Source organism: Kitasatospora albolonga (assembly GCF_039535905.1).
Classification (GTDB): Bacteria; Actinomycetota; Actinomycetes; order Streptomycetales; family Streptomycetaceae; genus Kitasatospora; species Kitasatospora albolonga.
Map to the genome: position 1 here is coordinate 90,369 of NZ_BAAAYB010000154.1, position 16,698 is coordinate 107,066.

At 71.0% G+C, this 16,698-nt stretch carries 16 protein-coding genes and 1 pseudogene; 7 read left to right on the forward strand and 10 right to left on the reverse strand.

Annotated features, from left to right (window positions below; translation table 11 throughout):
- Nucleotides 1-21 precede the first annotated feature (21 nt).
- The gene (locus ABD946_RS40035; protein ID WP_345290639.1) at nt 22-1,209 is read right to left on the reverse strand and encodes a cupin domain-containing protein; all 1,188 of its coding nucleotides are present in this window, start codon (nt 1,207-1,209) and stop codon (nt 22-24) included.
- An 11-nt stretch (nt 1,210-1,220) separates the two neighbouring features.
- On the reverse strand, nt 1,221-1,361 hold the full coding sequence (locus ABD946_RS40040; RefSeq protein WP_345290640.1) for a hypothetical protein: 141 nt from the start codon (nt 1,359-1,361) through the stop codon (nt 1,221-1,223).
- Nucleotides 1,362-1,534: 173 nt separating this feature from the next.
- Here ABD946_RS40040 and ABD946_RS40045 point away from each other — a divergent pair, with 173 nt between their 5' ends.
- Nucleotides 1,535-2,851, forward strand: coding sequence for an NsdA family TPR-like regulatory protein (locus tag ABD946_RS40045; RefSeq protein WP_345290641.1), 1,317 nt, complete (start codon nt 1,535-1,537; stop codon nt 2,849-2,851).
- Nucleotide 2,852: 1 nt separating this feature from the next.
- Here the strand turns inward: ABD946_RS40045 and ABD946_RS40050 are convergent, their stop codons facing one another.
- From ABD946_RS40050 to ABD946_RS40065, 4 genes and pseudogenes are all read right to left on the reverse strand, one after another.
- Nucleotides 2,853-3,386, reverse strand: coding sequence for an NUDIX hydrolase (locus tag ABD946_RS40050; protein WP_345290642.1), 534 nt, complete (start codon nt 3,384-3,386; stop codon nt 2,853-2,855).
- A gap of 162 nt (nt 3,387-3,548) precedes the next feature.
- Nucleotides 3,549-4,499, reverse strand: a complete 951-nt coding sequence (locus ABD946_RS40055) for a pirin family protein (protein ID WP_345290643.1) — start codon at nt 4,497-4,499, stop codon at nt 3,549-3,551.
- A 93-nt stretch (nt 4,500-4,592) separates the two neighbouring features.
- Nucleotides 4,593-4,823: pseudogene (locus tag ABD946_RS40060) on the reverse strand (pirin family protein); the annotation flags it as partial.
- Nucleotides 4,824-4,947: 124 nt separating this feature from the next.
- On the reverse strand, nt 4,948-5,469 hold the full coding sequence (locus ABD946_RS40065; protein ID WP_380149505.1) for an SseB family protein: 522 nt from the start codon (nt 5,467-5,469) through the stop codon (nt 4,948-4,950).
- 159 nt (nt 5,470-5,628) lie between these two features.
- Between ABD946_RS40065 and ABD946_RS40070 the strand changes: the two genes are divergently transcribed.
- Nucleotides 5,629-7,458 carry an acyl-CoA dehydrogenase gene (locus tag ABD946_RS40070; protein ID WP_345290644.1) on the forward strand — a complete coding sequence of 610 codons (1,830 nt, stop codon included), beginning with the start codon at nt 5,629-5,631 and terminating at the stop codon, nt 7,456-7,458.
- A gap of 112 nt (nt 7,459-7,570) precedes the next feature.
- Here the strand turns inward: ABD946_RS40070 and ABD946_RS40075 are convergent, their stop codons facing one another.
- Genes ABD946_RS40075 through ABD946_RS40085 form a run of 3 tightly spaced genes read right to left on the reverse strand, consistent with a single transcriptional unit; the run spans nt 7,571 to nt 11,081 of the window.
- Nucleotides 7,571-8,824 carry an ABC transporter permease gene (locus ABD946_RS40075; RefSeq protein WP_345290645.1) on the reverse strand — a complete coding sequence of 418 codons (1,254 nt, stop codon included), beginning with the start codon at nt 8,822-8,824 and terminating at the stop codon, nt 7,571-7,573.
- A complete protein-coding gene (locus tag ABD946_RS40080) occupies nt 8,824-9,603 on the reverse strand; it encodes an ABC transporter ATP-binding protein (RefSeq protein ID WP_345290646.1) in 780 nt (259 codons plus the stop codon). Before ABD946_RS40080 ends, ABD946_RS40075 begins: the two co-directional genes overlap by 1 nt.
- Nucleotides 9,600-11,081 carry a peptidoglycan-binding protein gene (locus tag ABD946_RS40085; RefSeq protein ID WP_345290647.1) on the reverse strand — a complete coding sequence of 494 codons (1,482 nt, stop codon included), beginning with the start codon at nt 11,079-11,081 and terminating at the stop codon, nt 9,600-9,602. Before ABD946_RS40085 ends, ABD946_RS40080 begins: the two co-directional genes overlap by 4 nt.
- Nucleotides 11,082-11,445: 364 nt before the next feature.
- Here ABD946_RS40085 and ABD946_RS40090 point away from each other — a divergent pair, with 364 nt between their 5' ends.
- Nucleotides 11,446-12,747: a M18 family aminopeptidase gene (locus ABD946_RS40090; protein ID WP_345290648.1), complete on the forward strand. Its 1,302-nt coding sequence runs from the start codon at nt 11,446-11,448 to the stop codon at nt 12,745-12,747.
- Between the two features lie 92 nt (nt 12,748-12,839).
- Here the strand turns inward: ABD946_RS40090 and ABD946_RS40095 are convergent, their stop codons facing one another.
- Nucleotides 12,840-13,262 (reverse strand): DUF350 domain-containing protein, encoded by a 423-nt coding sequence (locus ABD946_RS40095; RefSeq protein WP_345290649.1) that lies wholly within the window; start codon nt 13,260-13,262, stop codon nt 12,840-12,842.
- Between the two features lie 106 nt (nt 13,263-13,368).
- Between ABD946_RS40095 and ABD946_RS40100 the strand changes: the two genes are divergently transcribed.
- The 4 genes from ABD946_RS40100 to ABD946_RS40115 all read left to right on the forward strand — a co-directional run bounded on the left by ABD946_RS40100 (nt 13,369) and on the right by ABD946_RS40115 (nt 16,618).
- Nucleotides 13,369-13,674, forward strand: a complete 306-nt coding sequence (locus ABD946_RS40100) for a hypothetical protein (protein ID WP_345290650.1) — start codon at nt 13,369-13,371, stop codon at nt 13,672-13,674.
- A 7-nt stretch (nt 13,675-13,681) separates the two neighbouring features.
- Entirely contained in the window at nt 13,682-14,902 is a 1,221-nt protein-coding gene (locus tag ABD946_RS40105; protein ID WP_345290651.1) for a glutathionylspermidine synthase family protein, read from the forward strand.
- Between the two features lie 79 nt (nt 14,903-14,981).
- The gene (locus ABD946_RS40110) at nt 14,982-15,785 is read left to right on the forward strand and encodes a hypothetical protein (protein ID WP_345290652.1); all 804 of its coding nucleotides are present in this window, start codon (nt 14,982-14,984) and stop codon (nt 15,783-15,785) included.
- A 32-nt stretch (nt 15,786-15,817) separates the two neighbouring features.
- Nucleotides 15,818-16,618: a hypothetical protein gene (locus tag ABD946_RS40115; RefSeq protein ID WP_345290653.1), complete on the forward strand. Its 801-nt coding sequence runs from the start codon at nt 15,818-15,820 to the stop codon at nt 16,616-16,618.
- The last annotated feature ends 80 nt before the right edge of the window (nt 16,619-16,698 follow it).

The window sequence follows — 16,698 nt, forward strand, 5'->3', positions numbered from 1 at the left end:
TGCCAAGGCCCAGACGCGCCGTCACTGTCCTGCTCCGATCGCGACGACCTGACCTTCTACCAGCTCCGTCACGACGCCGGCCGCCTGGGCGGGAGTGATGCCTGCGGCCTGCGCCAGGTCGGCGAGCCGGTGCATGGCCCCGTCGAGCAGCAGGGCGAGCATCGGTTCGGCCTTCGCGGCGAACGTCCACTCCTCCCCGCCCGCGATCAGCCGCGCCGTGGTCCCGTCTCCGGAGTCGAGTACGGCGCGCGTGGTGACCAGGCGTACCCGCAGGTCGGGGTTCGGCGGGGCTGCGGTGATGTAGGGCAGCGAAGGGGCGAGACGCGCTCGCTCGGTCGCATCCCGGCTCGCGGCGAACCGGGTGATCAGGTCAGGGCTCTCCAACTCGGAGGCGACGAGCTTGGCGAGGTCGCGAAGGAAGGACCGCTGTTCGGCTGCGGTGCCGAAGCGTGGCACGTCCACCCGGACGCCCTCGTGAGCGCGTAGGGCCTCCGACAGCCAGGTGATCAGGTCCGCCCCGGTTGTGCTCTGCATCCCGCACGTGAGGTGGAGGGAGTGCTGCCCCTCGGATGCGGAGACGGCGTGCCACCAGCCGCGCGGCAGGTACAGGAGGTCGCCGGCGGTGAGGACCAGTTCCGCGATCGGGGTCTCCGGTGGAAGCTCGGGGGAGTCCACGTCACGGTGCATCGGGGCGACGCGGGTCGGACCGTAGATCCGCCAGCGCTTCGCACCGTCGAGCTGGAGGACCACCACGTCGTGGTCGTCCCAGTGGACCCCGAAACCCTCGGTGCTGGTCCACGAGGCGTAGAGGTTGGTCTGCACCCCGGTGCGCAGCCAGCGCTCCAGGTCCATGGCCAACCCACCGATGCCCTGGTGGAGTTCGTCCACCGCGTCCAGGACCAGGGTGGCTCCTTGAGCGAGTTGCTGGTGGAGTGCGGAGGGCTGGAGCTGGTTCCACACCGTGCTCCGCCGGGTGACCACCGGCCGGGAGTACAGGTGCGTCGGGAGCTGGGCGCCGTCGGCGGCCAGGCGGAAGCGAGGGGATTCGAGCCGGTGGACGGCCAGGATGGCGTTCAAGTCATCCCAGCCGAAGAGGCCGGCGGTTGACGTGGCGTCACCACGTACGACCTTGTAGCTGCGGCCGAGCGTCTGGGCGAGGAAGTCATCCCCGCCCAGACGCTCAACCACCGAGGGCTGCTCGGCGGTCATGAGTGCAGCCGTCAGTCGTTGACGTCGCTGCGACCGGTGGAACCGCCGTCCGAGGGCTGCTCGTCGCGCAAGCGGGCCGCGGCGACCTTCGAACGGGACAGGAGCAGGGCGTCGCCGTCCAGCTCCGTGTTGTTGGTGAGGTTCTCAGACATGAAGAACTCCCGATCCGGTGACTGCCGCCGGGGCTCCGGCGGCTGACAACCACAATCGCCGCCCAGTCAGTTCACGGATAAGGCCAGCATGGGTACCCATGGTGGGTAAACTCGCGGTCAGTTATCCCGCGTGACAGTGAGCGATGATCGTCCCGGCGGTGGGGGTGCCGGATATGACTGATTCCACTGCGCCGCCAGGGCTTCCGGGCCGCCTGCTGGCAGACCCAGAAATGATCACTGCGTGCCGTGCCCGTGACTTCGCACGGATCTTTCAACTCGCCAGGTCTAAAGGCGGATTCCACTCGTCCCGGATCGCCCGGGTGTGCGAGATGACGCCCAGCAGGGTCGGCGAAGTCATGTCGGGCCGACGGCAGATCACCAACATGACCGTCATCGAGCGCATCGCGGACGGACTCCGGATTCCTGGCCACTTGCTTGGCCTCGCGCGACGGGAGTGGGAGCGCCCGAAGGCCGCCGCTCAGAAGCCGGTGGTCCCGGCCGCTCCGATGATCGTGGAGCCCTGGATGCCACCGGTTCCCCTGCCCGGATCAGGGTTGGACGAGATCCTGTCCATCGCGGCCGGCACCAGGGTGACGCCGACCGTGCTGCGGTCGCTCCAAGCGTCCATCGAGGACTACTGGCGGCGTGACGACGAGCATGGCGGTGAAGCTCTCCGGCCAGCAGTGATCGGGCAACTCAGGTACGTCATGGGTGTGTTGCGAGAGACCGCCGATCCCAACTACCGGCGTAGCCTTCACGGGATCGCGGCTGAACTCGCGCGCCTCACCGGCTGGACCTACTTCGACGCGCGGCAGCACAGGACCGCTCAGAGCTACTTCACGGAGTCCCTCCGGCTGGCACGCGAGATCGAGGACAGCCCATTCGTCGCCAACGTGCTCGCGTGCCTCAGCCTCCAAGCGACCTACCAGGACAGGGCCAACGACGCCATCACCCTGGCGCGGGCCGCCCAGGACAGCGCGCTCCTCGACGGCGGCACCCCGAGGCTGCTGGCCATGCTCTCGACCCGTGAAGCCTTCGCCCACGCCAGTGCCCAGGACAAGCAGGCAACCCACCAGGCGATCAACGAGGCCCACCGCTACTTCGGGATGATCAGCCAGTCGGATGACGATCCCGCTTGGGTCCAGTACTTCGACCAGACGAAGCTCACCGTGGACACCGGAATTGCCTTGGGGCAGCTTGGGGACGCGGTCGCGGCGGAGCCCCTGATCGCCGAGGCGCTGCGGATCGAGCCGACGGCGAACCTGCGAGGCCGGGCGTTTCACACGTTCTGGCTGGCCCGAACCCAACTCCATCTCCGGGACGTGGAGTTGGCCTGCGCCACGGCAGGAGAGGCCCTGGACCTCGCGGCGGCCGTGGACTCTCCGAGGGTCACCGCGCACCTCGGAGAGTTCCGACAGTTGCTCAAGCCGTACGCTTATGCCCCTCCGGTGGCCGAACTGGTCAGCCGGATCGGCGAATTGGCCGCCTGAGTCAGAGGCCAGCTTCGTCCAGCAACAGGTACAGCACCCCAACGAGCGAACCGCTGCTGACGATCTCCCGCCGGTCGATCATGCCGCGCAGCTCGGACAGCGGAATCCACTCGATCCGATCGGATTCGTTGCGTTCACTCGGAGGGCCCGCGTACTCGACCGCATCGGCACGGAAAACGAAGTGCTCGGAATCCGTGATGCCGTTCGCAGGCTGGGCGTAGATCAACGGTCGGATGCCACTGGCCGTCCAGCCGGTCTCCTCCAGCACCTCGCGGGATGCGGCTTCCGCCGGAGTCTCGTCGGCCTCGATCAAGCCCATGGGCAGCTCCCAGGCCCACGAGTCGGTGATGAAGCGGTGCCGCCACATCATCAGCACCCGCTTCTCGCTGTCCACCACTGCGGCCACGGCCAGGTGCCGCAGCTTCAAGACGTGGTGCTCCCAGCGGTGCCCATCGGGTTGTTCAACATCGACCATCCACAGGTTCACCCATGGGTTCTCGTAGATCGGACGTTCCCCGTGGATCTTCCACTGCATCGCTGCGGCCCCTCTCGACGGACTCCCAGCATGTCAGAGACGAGGCTGTGGTGGGCCTGCTCGGCCGAATTTGCGTCAGAGTGACGAATAGCGCCCTCGCTCGGGGCTGTGACGCAGAAGGCGCGGGCATCTGATGATCGATCAGACGCCCGCGCCTTTGCGTCAAGCTGCGGGAATGGTGCCCAGACGGCCGGCCTGGAAGTCCTCCATGGCCTGCTGGAGTTCGCGGTGGCTATTCATCACGAACGGGCCGTAGTGGGCAACGGGCTCGCGGATGGGGAGGCCGCCGAGGAGGACGACCTCGAAGGTGGCGTTGCGGGAGTCCTGCTTCTCGTCGGCGCGGATGGTGAGGAAGTCGCCCTCGCCGAAGACGACGGCCTGGCCCATGTGGAACGGGCGGTGCTCCTCGCCCGCCGTGCCGCTGCCAGCCAGGCCGTAGGCGAGGGCGTTGAAGTCGGTGCGCCACGGGATGGTGATCTGGGCACCCGGGTTGACCGAGATGTGGGTCATGGTGATCGGCGTGTGGGTGGCACCAGGGCCCTGGTGGCCGTCGATCTCACCGGCGATCACCCGAACCAGCGCGCCACCGTCGGCGGAGGCCAGCAGCTTCACGCTGCCGCCGCGGATGTCCTGGTACTTGGGCGCGATCATCTTGTCCGAGGCGGGCAGGTTGACCCACAGCTGAAGGCCGTGGAAGAGGCCGCCCGACATGACCAGCGACTCCGGCGGGGTCTCGATGTGCAGCAGGCCGGAGCCGGCCGTCATCCACTGGGTGTCGCCGTCGGTGATGGTGCCACCGCCACCGTGCGAGTCCCGGTGGATGAAGGTCCCGTCGATGATGTAGGTGACCGTCTCGAAGCCGCGATGCGGATGCCAAGGGGTCCCCTTCGGCTCCCCAGCGGCATAGTCGACCTCGCCCATCTGGTCCATCATGATGAACGGGTCGAGGTACTTCTGATTGATCTTGGCGAAGGCTCGGCGGACCGGGAAGCCCTCCCCCTCGAAGCCCTCGGGCGCGGTGGCGACGGCCAGGACGGGGCGGCCCTGGGCGCCCTCGGTGGCGGCCGCGATGCGCGGCAGGATCAGCGGGTTCTCTACGGTCACGGCAGGCATGTCGGCCTCCTCAGAAGGTTCGGGCTTGGACGGTCAGCTGCGTTTCCGCAGGTCAGGACTCCCCTTGCGAGTAGTCCCCCAACTGGACTAACTTTTGGGCTCTCCGGCGGCGTACTCCACCTCGCCCATCTGGTCCATCATGATGAACGGGTCGAGGTACTTGGTGTTGATCTTGGCGAAGGCCCGGCGGACCGGGAAGCCCTCGCCCTCGAAGCCCTCCGGGGCGGTGACCACCGCGAGCACCGGTCGAGGGGTGTTGGTCGCGGCGTCCGGGGTGGCGACGCGCGGAAGGGTCAGCGGGTTCTCGACGGTCACGGCGGGCATGTCGGCCTCCTTCTTCGGGGTTCTCTGGCCTACGTCGGCCAATGTAGTTCAATCCTCAACAACAATCAAGTTGAAAGTTGAACCATTGGGTCATGGGCCTCCCCTGGGGGATCCCCGAGGGGGCTCAGCCGTACATCCGCCGCATGGTGAAGTCGACCATCTGCTCCACCGCCTTGGCGTCGAACACCATCCGGTGCTCGCCCTCCATGTCGAGGGCGAAGCCGTAGCCGGTCGGCAGCAGGTCGAGGACCTCGGCGCCGGTGACGCTGAAGTGCTTGGAGTCCTTGCCGGCGTAGCGGCGCAGCTCCTTGAGCGAGCTGAACATCGGGATCACCGGGGTCGGCGTGTTGTGCAGCGCCAGGAAGCCGGGGCGGTCGCCGCGCGGGCAGTGGACCTTGGAGGTGATGAAGATCGCCTGGAAGTCCTCGACCGGCATGGCGCCGGTGGTGAAGGCCCGGACCGCGTCCGCGAGGGATGGCGGCGAGGGTTCCGGGTAGAGAGACTGCTGGGGGGCGGCCTGCGGAGGCTGTTCGCCGTACTGGCCGGGGCCCGGCATGCCGTTCATCCCCTGCTGCTGGGCGTGCTGCTGCTGCGCCTGCTGCTGGTAGGGGTCGCCCTGGTACCCGGTCTGCTCGTAGCCGTACACGGGGTCAAGGTTATCGGCGGACGTGACCCTCTTCATAGCCCCTTCGGCTCCAGGGGCTTGTGCATGTTACTTACGGGTAGCATCATGGTGCCTACTGGTGGGTAAGTGGGGCGCTCGAAGGTGGCGGACCCGCGGAAGCGACGAACCGGAGAAACGGTCATGGGTCACTACAAGTCCAACCTGCGCGACGTGGAGTTCAACCTCTTCGAGGTGTTCGGTCGTGACCAGGTCTACGGCACCGGTCCGTACGCCGACATGGACGTCGAGACCGCGAAGAACATCCTCAGCGAGATCTCCCGGCTGGCCGAGAACGACCTCGCCGCCTCCTTTGCCGACACCGACCGCAACCCGCCGGTCTTCGACCCGGAGACCAACACCGCTCCGATCCCGGAGACCTTCAAGAAGAGCTACCAGGCGTACATGGACGCCGAGTGGTGGCGTCTGGGCATCCCGGAGGCGATCGGCGGCCAGGTCACCCCGTCCTCGCTGATCTGGGCCTACGCCGAGCAGATCCTGGGCTCCAACCCCGCCATCTGGATGTACTCCTCCGGTCCGGCCTTCGCCGGCGTCGTCTACGACGAGGGCACCGAGGAGCAGCACAAGGTCGCCAAGCACATGGTCGACCGCCAGTGGGGCGCCACCATGGTGCTGACCGAGCCGGACGCCGGTTCGGACGTGGGCGCCGGCCGCACCAAGGCGATCAAGCAGGAGGACGGCTCCTGGCACATCGAGGGCGTCAAGCGCTTCATCACCTCGGGCGAGCACGACATGTCCGAGAACATCATCCACCTGGTGCTGGCCCGCCCCGAGGGCGGCAAGCCGGGCACCAAGGGCCTGGGCCTGTACATCGTCCCCAAGTTCGACTTCGACTGGGAGACCGGCGAGCTGGGCGAGCGCAACGGCGCCTACGCCACCAACGTCGAGCACAAGATGGGCCTCAAGGCCTCCAACACCTGCGAGATGACCTTCGGCGCCAAGCACCCCGCCAAGGGCTGGCTGGTCGGCGAGACCGTCGACGGCATCCGCCAGATGTTCAAGATCATCGAGTTCGCCCGGATGATGGTCGGCACGAAGGCCATCGCCACCCTCTCCACCGGCTACCTGAACGCGCTGGAGTACGCCAAGGAGCGCGTGCAGGGCGCCGACATCTCGCAGTTCCTGGACAAGACCGCGCCGCGCGTCACCATCACCCACCACCCGGACGTGCGCCGCTCGCTGCTGACCCAGAAGGCGTACGCCGAGGGCATGCGCGCCCTGGTGCTCTACACCGCCTCCGTCCAGGACGACGTGATGGCCGCCCGCCTGCGCGGCGAGCACGACGACGCCGCCGAGCGCCTGAACGACCTGCTGCTCCCGATCGTCAAGGGCTACGGCTCGGAGAAGTCCTACGAGCAGCTCGCCCAGTCCCTGCAGACCTTCGGCGGCTCCGGCTTCCTGCAGGAGTACCCGATCGAGCAGTACATCCGCGACGCCAAGATCGACACCCTGTACGAGGGCACCACCGCGATCCAGGGCCTGGACTTCTTCTTCCGGAAGATCGTCAAGGACGGCGGCCAGGCGCTCACCGTGGTCTCCGAGCAGATCAAGAAGTTCCTGGCCACCGGCGAGGGCGGCGAGGCCCTGGCGGCCGAGCGCGAGCTGCTCGGCAAGGCGGCCGGCGACCTGGAGGCGATCGTCGGCAAGCTGCTGGCCGACCTCTCCTCGGTCGAGCAGGACGTCAAGAACATGTACAAGGTGGGCCAGAACACCACCCGCCTGCTGATGGCCTCGGGCGACGTGGTGGTCGGCTGGCTGCTGCTCCGTCAGGCCTCCGTGGCGCTGGCCAAGCTGGAGGCCGGTGCCACCGCCAAGGACGTGCCGTTCTACCAGGGCAAGGTCGCGGCCGCGAAGTTCTTCGCCCGCAACGTCCTGCCGACGGTCACCCCGCAGCGCCTGATCGCCGAGGGCATCGACAACGAGCTCATGGAGCTGGCGGAGGAGGCCTTCTAGGCCTCGCCCGGAAGACTGCCTGACACACCCTCAGCACCCGGGGCCCGGTCCGACTGGACCGGGCCCCGTGGTGCGTCCGCGGCCGCCGGGCCCGGTCCGGCCGGACCGGGGTTCAGCCGCCGCCGCGCAGCGCCTTCAGCGGGTCGGTGCGGGCCGCCCGCAGCGACGGGTAGAGGCCGGCCAGCAGGCCGGTCACCGAGCCGATCAGCGGAGCGGGCAGGGTGGTGGCCGGGTGCATGACCGCCGTCCAGTCCCGGGCGGCCGCCACCACCAGCACCGTCAGCACGCCGAGGCTGGTGCCGACCAGGCCGCCGAGGGTGCCCAGCACGGTCGACTCGGTGAGGAACTGGCCCGCGATGTGCCTGGTCCTGGCGCCGAGCGCGCGGCGCAGGCCGATCTCCTCGGTGCGCTCCAGCACGGCCACCAGGGTGGTGTTGGCGATGCCCACCGCGCCGACCAGCAGGCAGATCGCGGCCAGCGCCAGGAAGAGCCCGGTCAGGTCCGAGGTGACCCGGTCGCGCAGGCCGTGCGGATCGGGCGGCGGGGTGACGGCGAAGGAACCGGGGGAGTCCGGGCGCAGGGCGGTCGCGACCTGCTCGGCCACCACCGCGGCCGCGCCGGTGCGGGTGGCGATCAGCCCCTGGGCGCTGCGGTCGGGCTCGGTGCCGGGGTTGCCGTAGCGCTCCAGCGCCGTGCTCGCCGGGACGATCACCCCGAGCAGGGTGGCGGGCAGCCGCTGGACGTCCGAGTAGATCCCGATCACCGTGTACGGCAGCCCGTCCAGGAAGACGGCCGGCTGCACCTCCAGCCGGCTCACCCCGAGCCGCTTGGCGGCGGCCTGACTGAGCATCACCACCGGCTGCGCCGTCCGCTGCGCGAAGGCGTCCACGGTCACGCCGCCCACCAGCGTGGGGGCCATCGCGGCGACCGCGCCCGGGGTGGCCGCGAAGACGGTGAGGCCGGTGCCGGCGCTCTGCGCCTCGGTGGGGCGGGCCGAGAGCACCGGGTTGGCGGGGAGCGGCCACCAGACGCCGGCCGCGGTGACGCCGTCGATCCCGGCGAGACGGGCGTCCGCGTCCTCGGGGAAGCTCGGTGGCGGGTTGGTGCCGGGGCGGACGCCGTCGGTCCGCGGGCGGTCGGCGACGTTCACGGTGGTGGCCCTGGTCAGGTCGAACTGCTCGCCGATCCGTCCGGAGGCGGTCGCGGTGAGGCCCAGCACCGCCACGAAGGCGCCGATGCCGAGCACCGTCCCCAGCACGGTGAGGACCGACCGGCCGGGGCGCTGGAGGATGCCGGCCAGGGCCTCGGCGCACAGGTCCCGCGGGCCGAGCCGGGAGCCGGGCTCCGGCAGCGGGTGACGGGCCATCAGCGGACCACCTCCGAGGTCTCGGAGAGCACGCCGTCCCGGATCGCCACCTGCCGGCCGGCCCGGGCCGCCACCGCCGGGTCGTGGGTGATGACCACCAGGGTGTAGCCCTGGCCGTGCAGCCCGTCGAACTGCGCGAGCACCGCCTCGGCGTTGGCGGAGTCCAGGTTCCCGGTCGGTTCGTCGCACAGCAGCAGGCTCGGCCGGTTCACCAGGGCCCGGGCGATGGCGACCCGCTGGCGCTCGCCGCCCGACATGGTGGTCGGCAGCGCGCCCAGCCGGTGGCCCAGCCCGACCAGCCGCAGCGCCTCCCGGGCCGCCCCGGCCCGCTGGGCCCGGGGCACCCGGTTGTAGACCTGGGCCAGCACCACGTTCTCCTCGGCGGTGCGGTGCGGCAGCAGGTGGAAGGACTGGAAGACGAAGCCGATCCGGCGCCCGCGCAGCGTGGACCGGTCGCGGTCGCGCAGCGCGCCGGTTTCGATGCCGTCGAGCTCGTACCGCCCCTCGGTGGGGGTGTCGAGCAGGCCGAGCAGGTGCAGCAGGGTGGACTTCCCCGAGCCCGACGGCCCGGTGACGGAGACGTACTCGCCCTGGCGGACCGTCAGGTCGGCGGGCCGCAGCGCGACCACGGGCGGCTGCCCGGCGAAGCTGCGGCCGACGCCGGCCAGCCGGATGACGGGAGGCCCGTCCGCGGGCGCGCCGGTGGTCCGGGCGGGCGGACCGGCCGCCTCGGTCGGCGTACCGGCGGTCGGGGCGGGCGCCCCGGTGGCCGGGCTCATGAGCCGACCACCACCTGGTCGCCGGGCTTCAGGGCACCCTCGATGTCGGGGACGACGCCGACCAGGCCGTCGGCGCTGACGCCGGTGGTGACCGGCACGTCGGCTCGCAGACCGCCGGCCCCCACGGTGCTGACGGCGGTCCGTCCGGCCGTGTCGGTGAAGACCGCCGCCACCGGGACGGCGGTGACCGGCCGGCCGGCGGTGTCCTTGAGGATGGTGATCCGGACGTTCCTGCCGCTCAGCGCGGCCGGCAGCGGGCTGTCGGGGGTCACGGTGACCGGGATGTACGAGGGGCCGGCCGGGGCCCCGCCCCCCTGGGCCGGCGCGGGGGCGGCGCCACCGGCGTTCTGACCGGCGGCGGCCCCGCCGAGCGCGATCACCTTGCCGGCCGGCGGGGTGGTGGTCGGCGCGCCCAGCTCGGCGACCCTGCCGGTGAGCTTGGTGCCGGTCTCCTCGTCCAGGACCTCGACCGCCATGCCGGCCTTGACCGCGGCCGCCTGGGCCGGGGGCAGCTGGCCCGTGACGGTCAGTCCGCCGCTGGTGAGCGAGAGCAGGGCACCCGCGACCGGGGCCCCGACCGAGCCGTTCACGGCCGTGACGGTGGCCGGCAGGGCGGGCAGGAAGACCACGTGGGCGGCCGGCACCATCGGGCCGTTCACCGCCACGGCCCGGGCCAGCGCCGCCTGGTCGGCCGTCACCTGCTTCCTGGCGGCGGCGATCTGCTGGTCGAGGCCGGCTCCGACGGACGGCTGCTCGGACGGCGTCCCGGCCGGCCGGCCGGAGTTCCGCTGCGCGACCAGGGCGTCCACCGTCTGCCGACCGGTGTCCACCGCCTTCTGCGCGGCGTCCACCGCCTGCTGGGTGGCGGGGCCGGTGACCGGGACCGGATACCCGAGGCGGCGGTAGAACCCCGTGACCGCCGTCTTCGTGCCGGGGCCGAAGGTCCCCTTCTCGTCCGAACCGGTCGAGTGCCCCAACTCGCCCAGGGCCTCTTGTAGTTCGACCACGTCCGGACCGCTGGCCCCGGGCTTCAGGTCGCGGTACGCGGGCACGGCGCCCCTCAGGACGTACACCGGCTGGCCGGACACCTCGGCGAGCAGCCGGCCGCCGGTCACCGTGTCGCCGGCCCTGGCGCCCGCCTTGGACAGGAAGAGCTGGGTGACCTCGGTCGACGCGGCGGTCGGCACCACGTCGTACCGCGTGGGCGGGTACACCGAGGCCCGCGCCGTCACCGAGGGGTTGAGCACCCGGCTGACGGCCGGGACGGTGAGCAGGGTGCGGGGCGGCGCGGCCGTCCGGGCCGCGCGCTCCGCCGGGGACTTCACCAGGGTGGTGGCCGCCAGCCCGCCGGTGGACAGCACGGCCGAGACCACCGCGACCACCAGCACCACCCGCTGCCGCCGGGCAGCCGCGGACCGTCCGGGCGGGTGGCCCTCCGGCGGCCCGCCGGCGTCCGGCCACGGGCTCTTCCTGCGCATCACGGACACCCTCGTCCCCCCAGGCGGCCCGCGGTCGAGTGGGCGGGCCGTTCCGGGTGAATTGTTGTGGATGCTCAGTCAGTTGGGGCCGGAACCGGCACAATCGGAGGTCGGGGGGCGGAGACGGCGCACCGCCTCGCGCGGGCGGAGGGCCCCCTGGGGCCGGGAGGAGAACGGATCGGGGCACGGCTTCGAGGGCCGGAACGACGGATTCCGGGGAGCGGACTGGGGGAAAGGCAACGAGCGCTTCACCGTTGTGTCACCGTTGTTGAGTTCACAGCGTCATGTCCGTGTACGGGCATATGCTCGGGTGCGAAGACCGGTCCCCCATCGGGCTTCAGCCCTCCCTCGACCCAGGAGCAGCATGTCGACCGCCGTCCGCCCGGCCTCCTTCGACCGAACGCACACCGACGACCTGATCGCCTTCCTCAGCGCATCGCCGTCGCCGTTCCACGCGGTGGCCAGCGCGGCCGAGCGGCTCGAGAAGGCCGGCTTCCGCCGGGTGGCCGAGACCGATGCCTGGGACGCCGCGGCCGGCGGCCGGTACGTGGTCCGGGGCGGCGCGCTGATCGCCTGGTACGTGCCGGAGGGCGCGGGCCCCGAGACCCCGTTCCGGGTGGTGGGCACCCACACCGACTCGCCGAACCTGCGGGTCAAGCCGGTGCCGGACACCGGCTCGGCCGGCTGGCGGCAGGTCGCGGTGGAGATCTACGGCGGCGTCCCGCTGAACACCTGGCTGGACCGCGACCTCGGCCTCTCCGGCCGACTCGCCCTGCGCGACGGCAGCGTGACGCTGGTTCAGCTGGACGAGCCGCTGCTGCGCGTGCCGCAGCTCGCCATCCACCTGGACCGCCAGGTGAACGACGGCATGAAGCTCGACAAGCAGCGCCACCTCACGCCGATCTGGGGCCTGGGCAAGGTCACCGAGGGCTCCCTGATCGAGTACGTCGCCGAGCGGGCCGGTCTGGCCGCCTCCGACGTGATCGGCTGGGACTTGATGACCCACGACGTCCAGCCGCCCGCGTACCTGGGCAAGGACCGCGAGCTGCTCGCCGCTCCGCGGCTGGACAACCTGCTCTCGGTGCACGCCGGCACCGCCGCGCTGGCCGCGGTGGCCACGGCCGGCGGCGAGCCCGGCTGCATCCCGGTGCTGGCCGCCTTCGACCACGAGGAGACCGGCAGCGAGTCCGACACCGGCGCCCAGGGCCCGCTGCTGGGGAACGTGCTGGAGCGCAGTGTCTACGCGCGGGGAGGCACTCCGGAGGACCGCGCCCGCGCGCTGGCCGGGACCATCTGCCTCTCCTCCGACATGGGCCACGCCGTCCACCCGAACTACACCGAGCGCCACGAGCCCGGCCACCAGCCGCTGCCCAACGGCGGCCCGATCCTCAAGGTCAACGTCAACAACCGGTACGCCACCGACGCGCTCGGCCGCGCCGTCTTCACCGCCGCCTGCGAGAAGGCCGGCGTGCCGTGGCAGACCTTCGTCTCCAACAACTCGATGCCCTGCGGCACCACCATCGGCCCCATCACCGCGGCCCGCCTCGGCATCACCACGGTGGACTGCGGCATCGCCGCGCTCTCCATGCACTCCGCCCGCGAGCTCTGCGGCGCCGAGGACCCGTACCTGCTGGCCGCCGCCCTCAAGGCCTTCCTGGAGGGCTGACGCCGCGGCGCTGACGGAACGACAGGACCCCCTGGAGCAGAGGCTCCAGGGGGTCCTGTGCGCGATGCGATGTCAGGCGATGTCAGGCGATGTCAGGCGATCGAGGCGGCGATGATCGCGGCCACCGCGAGGTTCATGCTGGCGGTCACCCAGACCGCCGGGTGCGGCTCCGGGTCGACCAGGATGGCGCCCAGCTTGCCCGGCGTCAGCACGTCCAGCAGCCAGAAGGCCACCGCCATCAGCACCAGGCCGAGCACGCCGAAGGCCGCGGTGGTGGCCAGGCCCTTGCCGAAGTCGTCGTAGGTGTACATGATCGCGGTGAAGACGATCCCGCCGATCCCGAGCAGTGCGGAGCTGAGCACCAGGGCGGCGTTGCGGTTGCGGTCCACCCAGATCTGGTGGCTCAGCTTCCCGGGGGTCAGCAGGTCCACCAGGCCGACGCCGAGCAGCAGCAGGACCACGCCCACCGCCCCGAAGACGGCGGCGGCGCCGAGGCCGTTGACGATGTCGTTCACTGGGTGGCCCCCCGGAGTGGAAAGAGTCGGAATCCCTGGCTCAAGGATCGGCAAAAGATATCCCATCGGGTTCCCTTTGGGACCCTTCCCAGTAGCATCTCCCGCCATGACCTCCACTCCCGTTCCCGACCGCCGCAGATCGGGCTTCGTCGCGCTGGGCATGGTCGGCACGCTGGCCCTCGCACTGACGAGCTGCTCCTCGAACAGCAGCGCCCCGCGCCGCTGCGTCGACCCGGGCAGCCTCAAGGTGCTGGACAACCACTCCTGCACCGACAGCAAGACCTCGGCCGGCCGCTGGTACTACTGCGGCTCCGGCTCGCTCAGCGCCACCGGCGGCACCTTCGTCAAGGCCGACACCAAGCGCGGTGGCTTCGGCTGCCCGTCCGGCTCCTCCGGCTCCGGCGGGGGCTGAGCACCCGATGCGCCGTCACACCATCACCCCGCGCCCCGACTGGCAGCCCACCGTCGAGTCCCAGGGCCTGATCTACGCCGTCTGCCAGGACCCCTGCAACCAGGGCGGCCCGCACGCCTACTGGGACGAGAGCGCCTACTACGAGTTCTCGCTGCCCGAGGTGGAGGCACTGGAGGAGGTGGTCGAGGAGCTGCACGAGCTCTGCCTGGAGGCCGCCGACCACGTGGTGCGGACGGAGCGGTACGCCGACTACGGCCTGACCGATCCCCGGGTGACGGCGATGATCGCCGAGTCCTGGCGGCGCCGCGACGAGCAGCCCTCCGTCTACGGCCGGTTCGACCTGGCCTACGACGGCACCGGCCCGGCCAAGCTGTTCGAGTACAACGCGGACACCCCGACCTCGCTGATCGAGGCGGCCGGTCCGCAGTGGTTCTGGATGGAGCAGCTCTTCCCCGGCGCCGACCAGTGGAACTCGCTGCACGAGCGCCTGGTCGCCTCCTGGGAGCGGCAGAAGCACCTGCTGCCGCCCGGCCCCGTGCACTTCGCCCACTCCCGCGGCGACACCGAGGGCGAGGACTGGATGACCACCCTCTACCTCCAGGAGACCGCGGAGCAGGCCGGCCTGGAGACCATCGGCATCGCCGTCGAGGACATCGGCCTGGACGGCCTGACCGGCCGCTTCGTCGACCTGGAGCAGCGCTACATCCGCTCGCTCTTCAAGCTCTACCCCTGGGAGTGGCTCACCGAGGAGGAGTTCACCCCCGCCCTGCTCTCCGGCGTCGACCTGGGCGGTTCCACCGGCAACACCCTGTGGATCGAACCGCCGTGGAAGATGCTGCTCTCCAACAAGGCGCTGCTCGCGGTCCTCTGGGAGCTCAACCCCGGCCACCCCAACCTGCTCCCCGCCTACCTGGACGGCCCCCGCGAACTCGCCGCCACCGGCTACGCGATGAAGCCGCTGCTCGGCCGGGAGGGCGCGGGCGTGCGGATCGTCGAACCCGACGGCCACGAGACCAGACTGGCCGAGTGGGCCGGCGACCCGGACCGCTACGGCAAGGAGGGCTTCTGCTACCAGCAGCTCTGTCCCCTCCCCGACTTCGACGGCAACCGCCCGGTCCTCGGCACCTGGGTCGTCGACGGCGAGGCCGCCGGCCTCGGCATCCGCGAGACCGACGACTCCCCCATCACCCACCAGGGCGCCCGCTTCCTCCCCCACCTGATCCGCTGACGCGTCGTCGGCCCCCGGTGTCGGCGTCCGTCCGTGCCCGGTGTAGGAAAGGGGCCGACACACGAGGGGGATCACGACCATGAAGAAGACGCTGCGCGGACGGGCAGCCGCGCTGCTCGGAGCCGCCCTGCTGGCCACGGCCGTCCCGGCCCTGACCACGACCCCGGCCGCCGCGGCCGGCCCGGTGTACCTGGAGGCCGGCAAGCGGCTGGGCCCGGGGGAGAGCCTGGCCGACGGCGAGTCCCGTCTGGTGATGCAGGGGGACGGGAACCTGGTGCTGTACCTGGTCGGTCCGTCCGGGCAGAACGCCGTCCCGCTGTGGGCGAGCGGGACGTACAACAACTGGGGTGCGTACGCCGTCATGCAGGCGGACGGCAATTTCGTGATCTACCGTCAGAACGGCAGCGGCCCGGGCGACGCGCTCTGGTCCAGCGGCACCTGGAACAGCCCGGGGGCACGCCTCCAACTGCTGGACGGGACGGTCTACGTCACCAGCGCCACCATCGGCCACCGGAGCTGGCAGAGCGGTACCAGCCGCTACGGCACGCCCGACAACGTGACCGGCCTCGGCTCCGGCTCCCGCACCGACTCGAAGTCCGTCTGGCTGGTGATGCAGTCGGACGGGAACCTGGTGCTCTACCGCAAGCGGGACGGCCAGGCGCTGTGGGCCACCGGTACCTGGAACCACCCGGGTGCCACGGCGGGCCTGCCCTACGGCACCGGCGAGTTCCTGGTCAGCGACCCCCGGCAGGGCCGGATCTGGTCCAACGGCGTCGACGTCCGGACCCAGGCCAGGGCCAAGCTCCAGGACGACGGCAACTTCGTGGTCTACGACGCCGCGGGCCGGGCCCTCTGGTCCACCGGGACCTGGGGCAACTGGTAGACCGTCAGACCGACAGCGGGGAGTCCGAGGAAATGCGCAAGACCATGCTCAGAAGGGCCGCCGCCCTGATCGGCGCGGCCGTGTTCGCCGCCGCGGTGCCCGCGCTGTCGGCCACCCCGGCCGCGGCCGCGGACTCCGCCTACCTGCGGGCCGGCCAGCGGCTGGATCCCGGCGCGAGCATCAGCAGCGGGGAGTCCCGTCTGGTGATGCAGGGGGACGGGAACCTGGTGCTGTACCTGGTCGGTTCGTACGGCCAGAACGCCGTCCCGCTCTGGGCGAGCGGGACGTACAACAACTGGGGTGCGTACGCCGTCATGCAGGCGGACGGCAATTTCGTGATCTACCGTCAGAATGGCAGCGGCCCGGGCGACGCGCTCTGGTCCAGCGGCACCTGGGGATCGCAGGGCGCGTACGTCCAGCTGCTGGACGGCTCGTTCTACGTCAACGGGTCGCCCCGGCGGTGGGAGAGCGGGACCGGCCACCGGGCCGTGTTCGACCGCATGGGCGGGCTGGCCTCCGGCCAGTACGTGGCCTCCAACTCGGTCTGGCTGGTGATGCAGCTGGACGGGAACCTGGTGCTCTACCGCAAGCGGGACGGCGCGGGCCTCTGGTCCACCGGCACGTGGAGGTACCCGGGCGCGGTGACGACGGTCAGCTACAACACCGGCGAGCTCTCGGTGTGGCGCATGCAGGGACCGGCGGGGACGCTCTGGTCCAACCACGTCACCGACCCGAGCGGCGCGACCCCCAAGGTCCAGGACGACGGCAACTTCGTGCTGTACAACGGCCAGGGCTGGCCCATCTGGGCCAGCGGCACCTACGGCAACTGGTGATCACCCCCGCCTGACGGCCCGTCCGGGCCGCAGTGTAGAAATCGTGGGTCCACGGAGGTTCCGTGGGCCCACGATCTCCT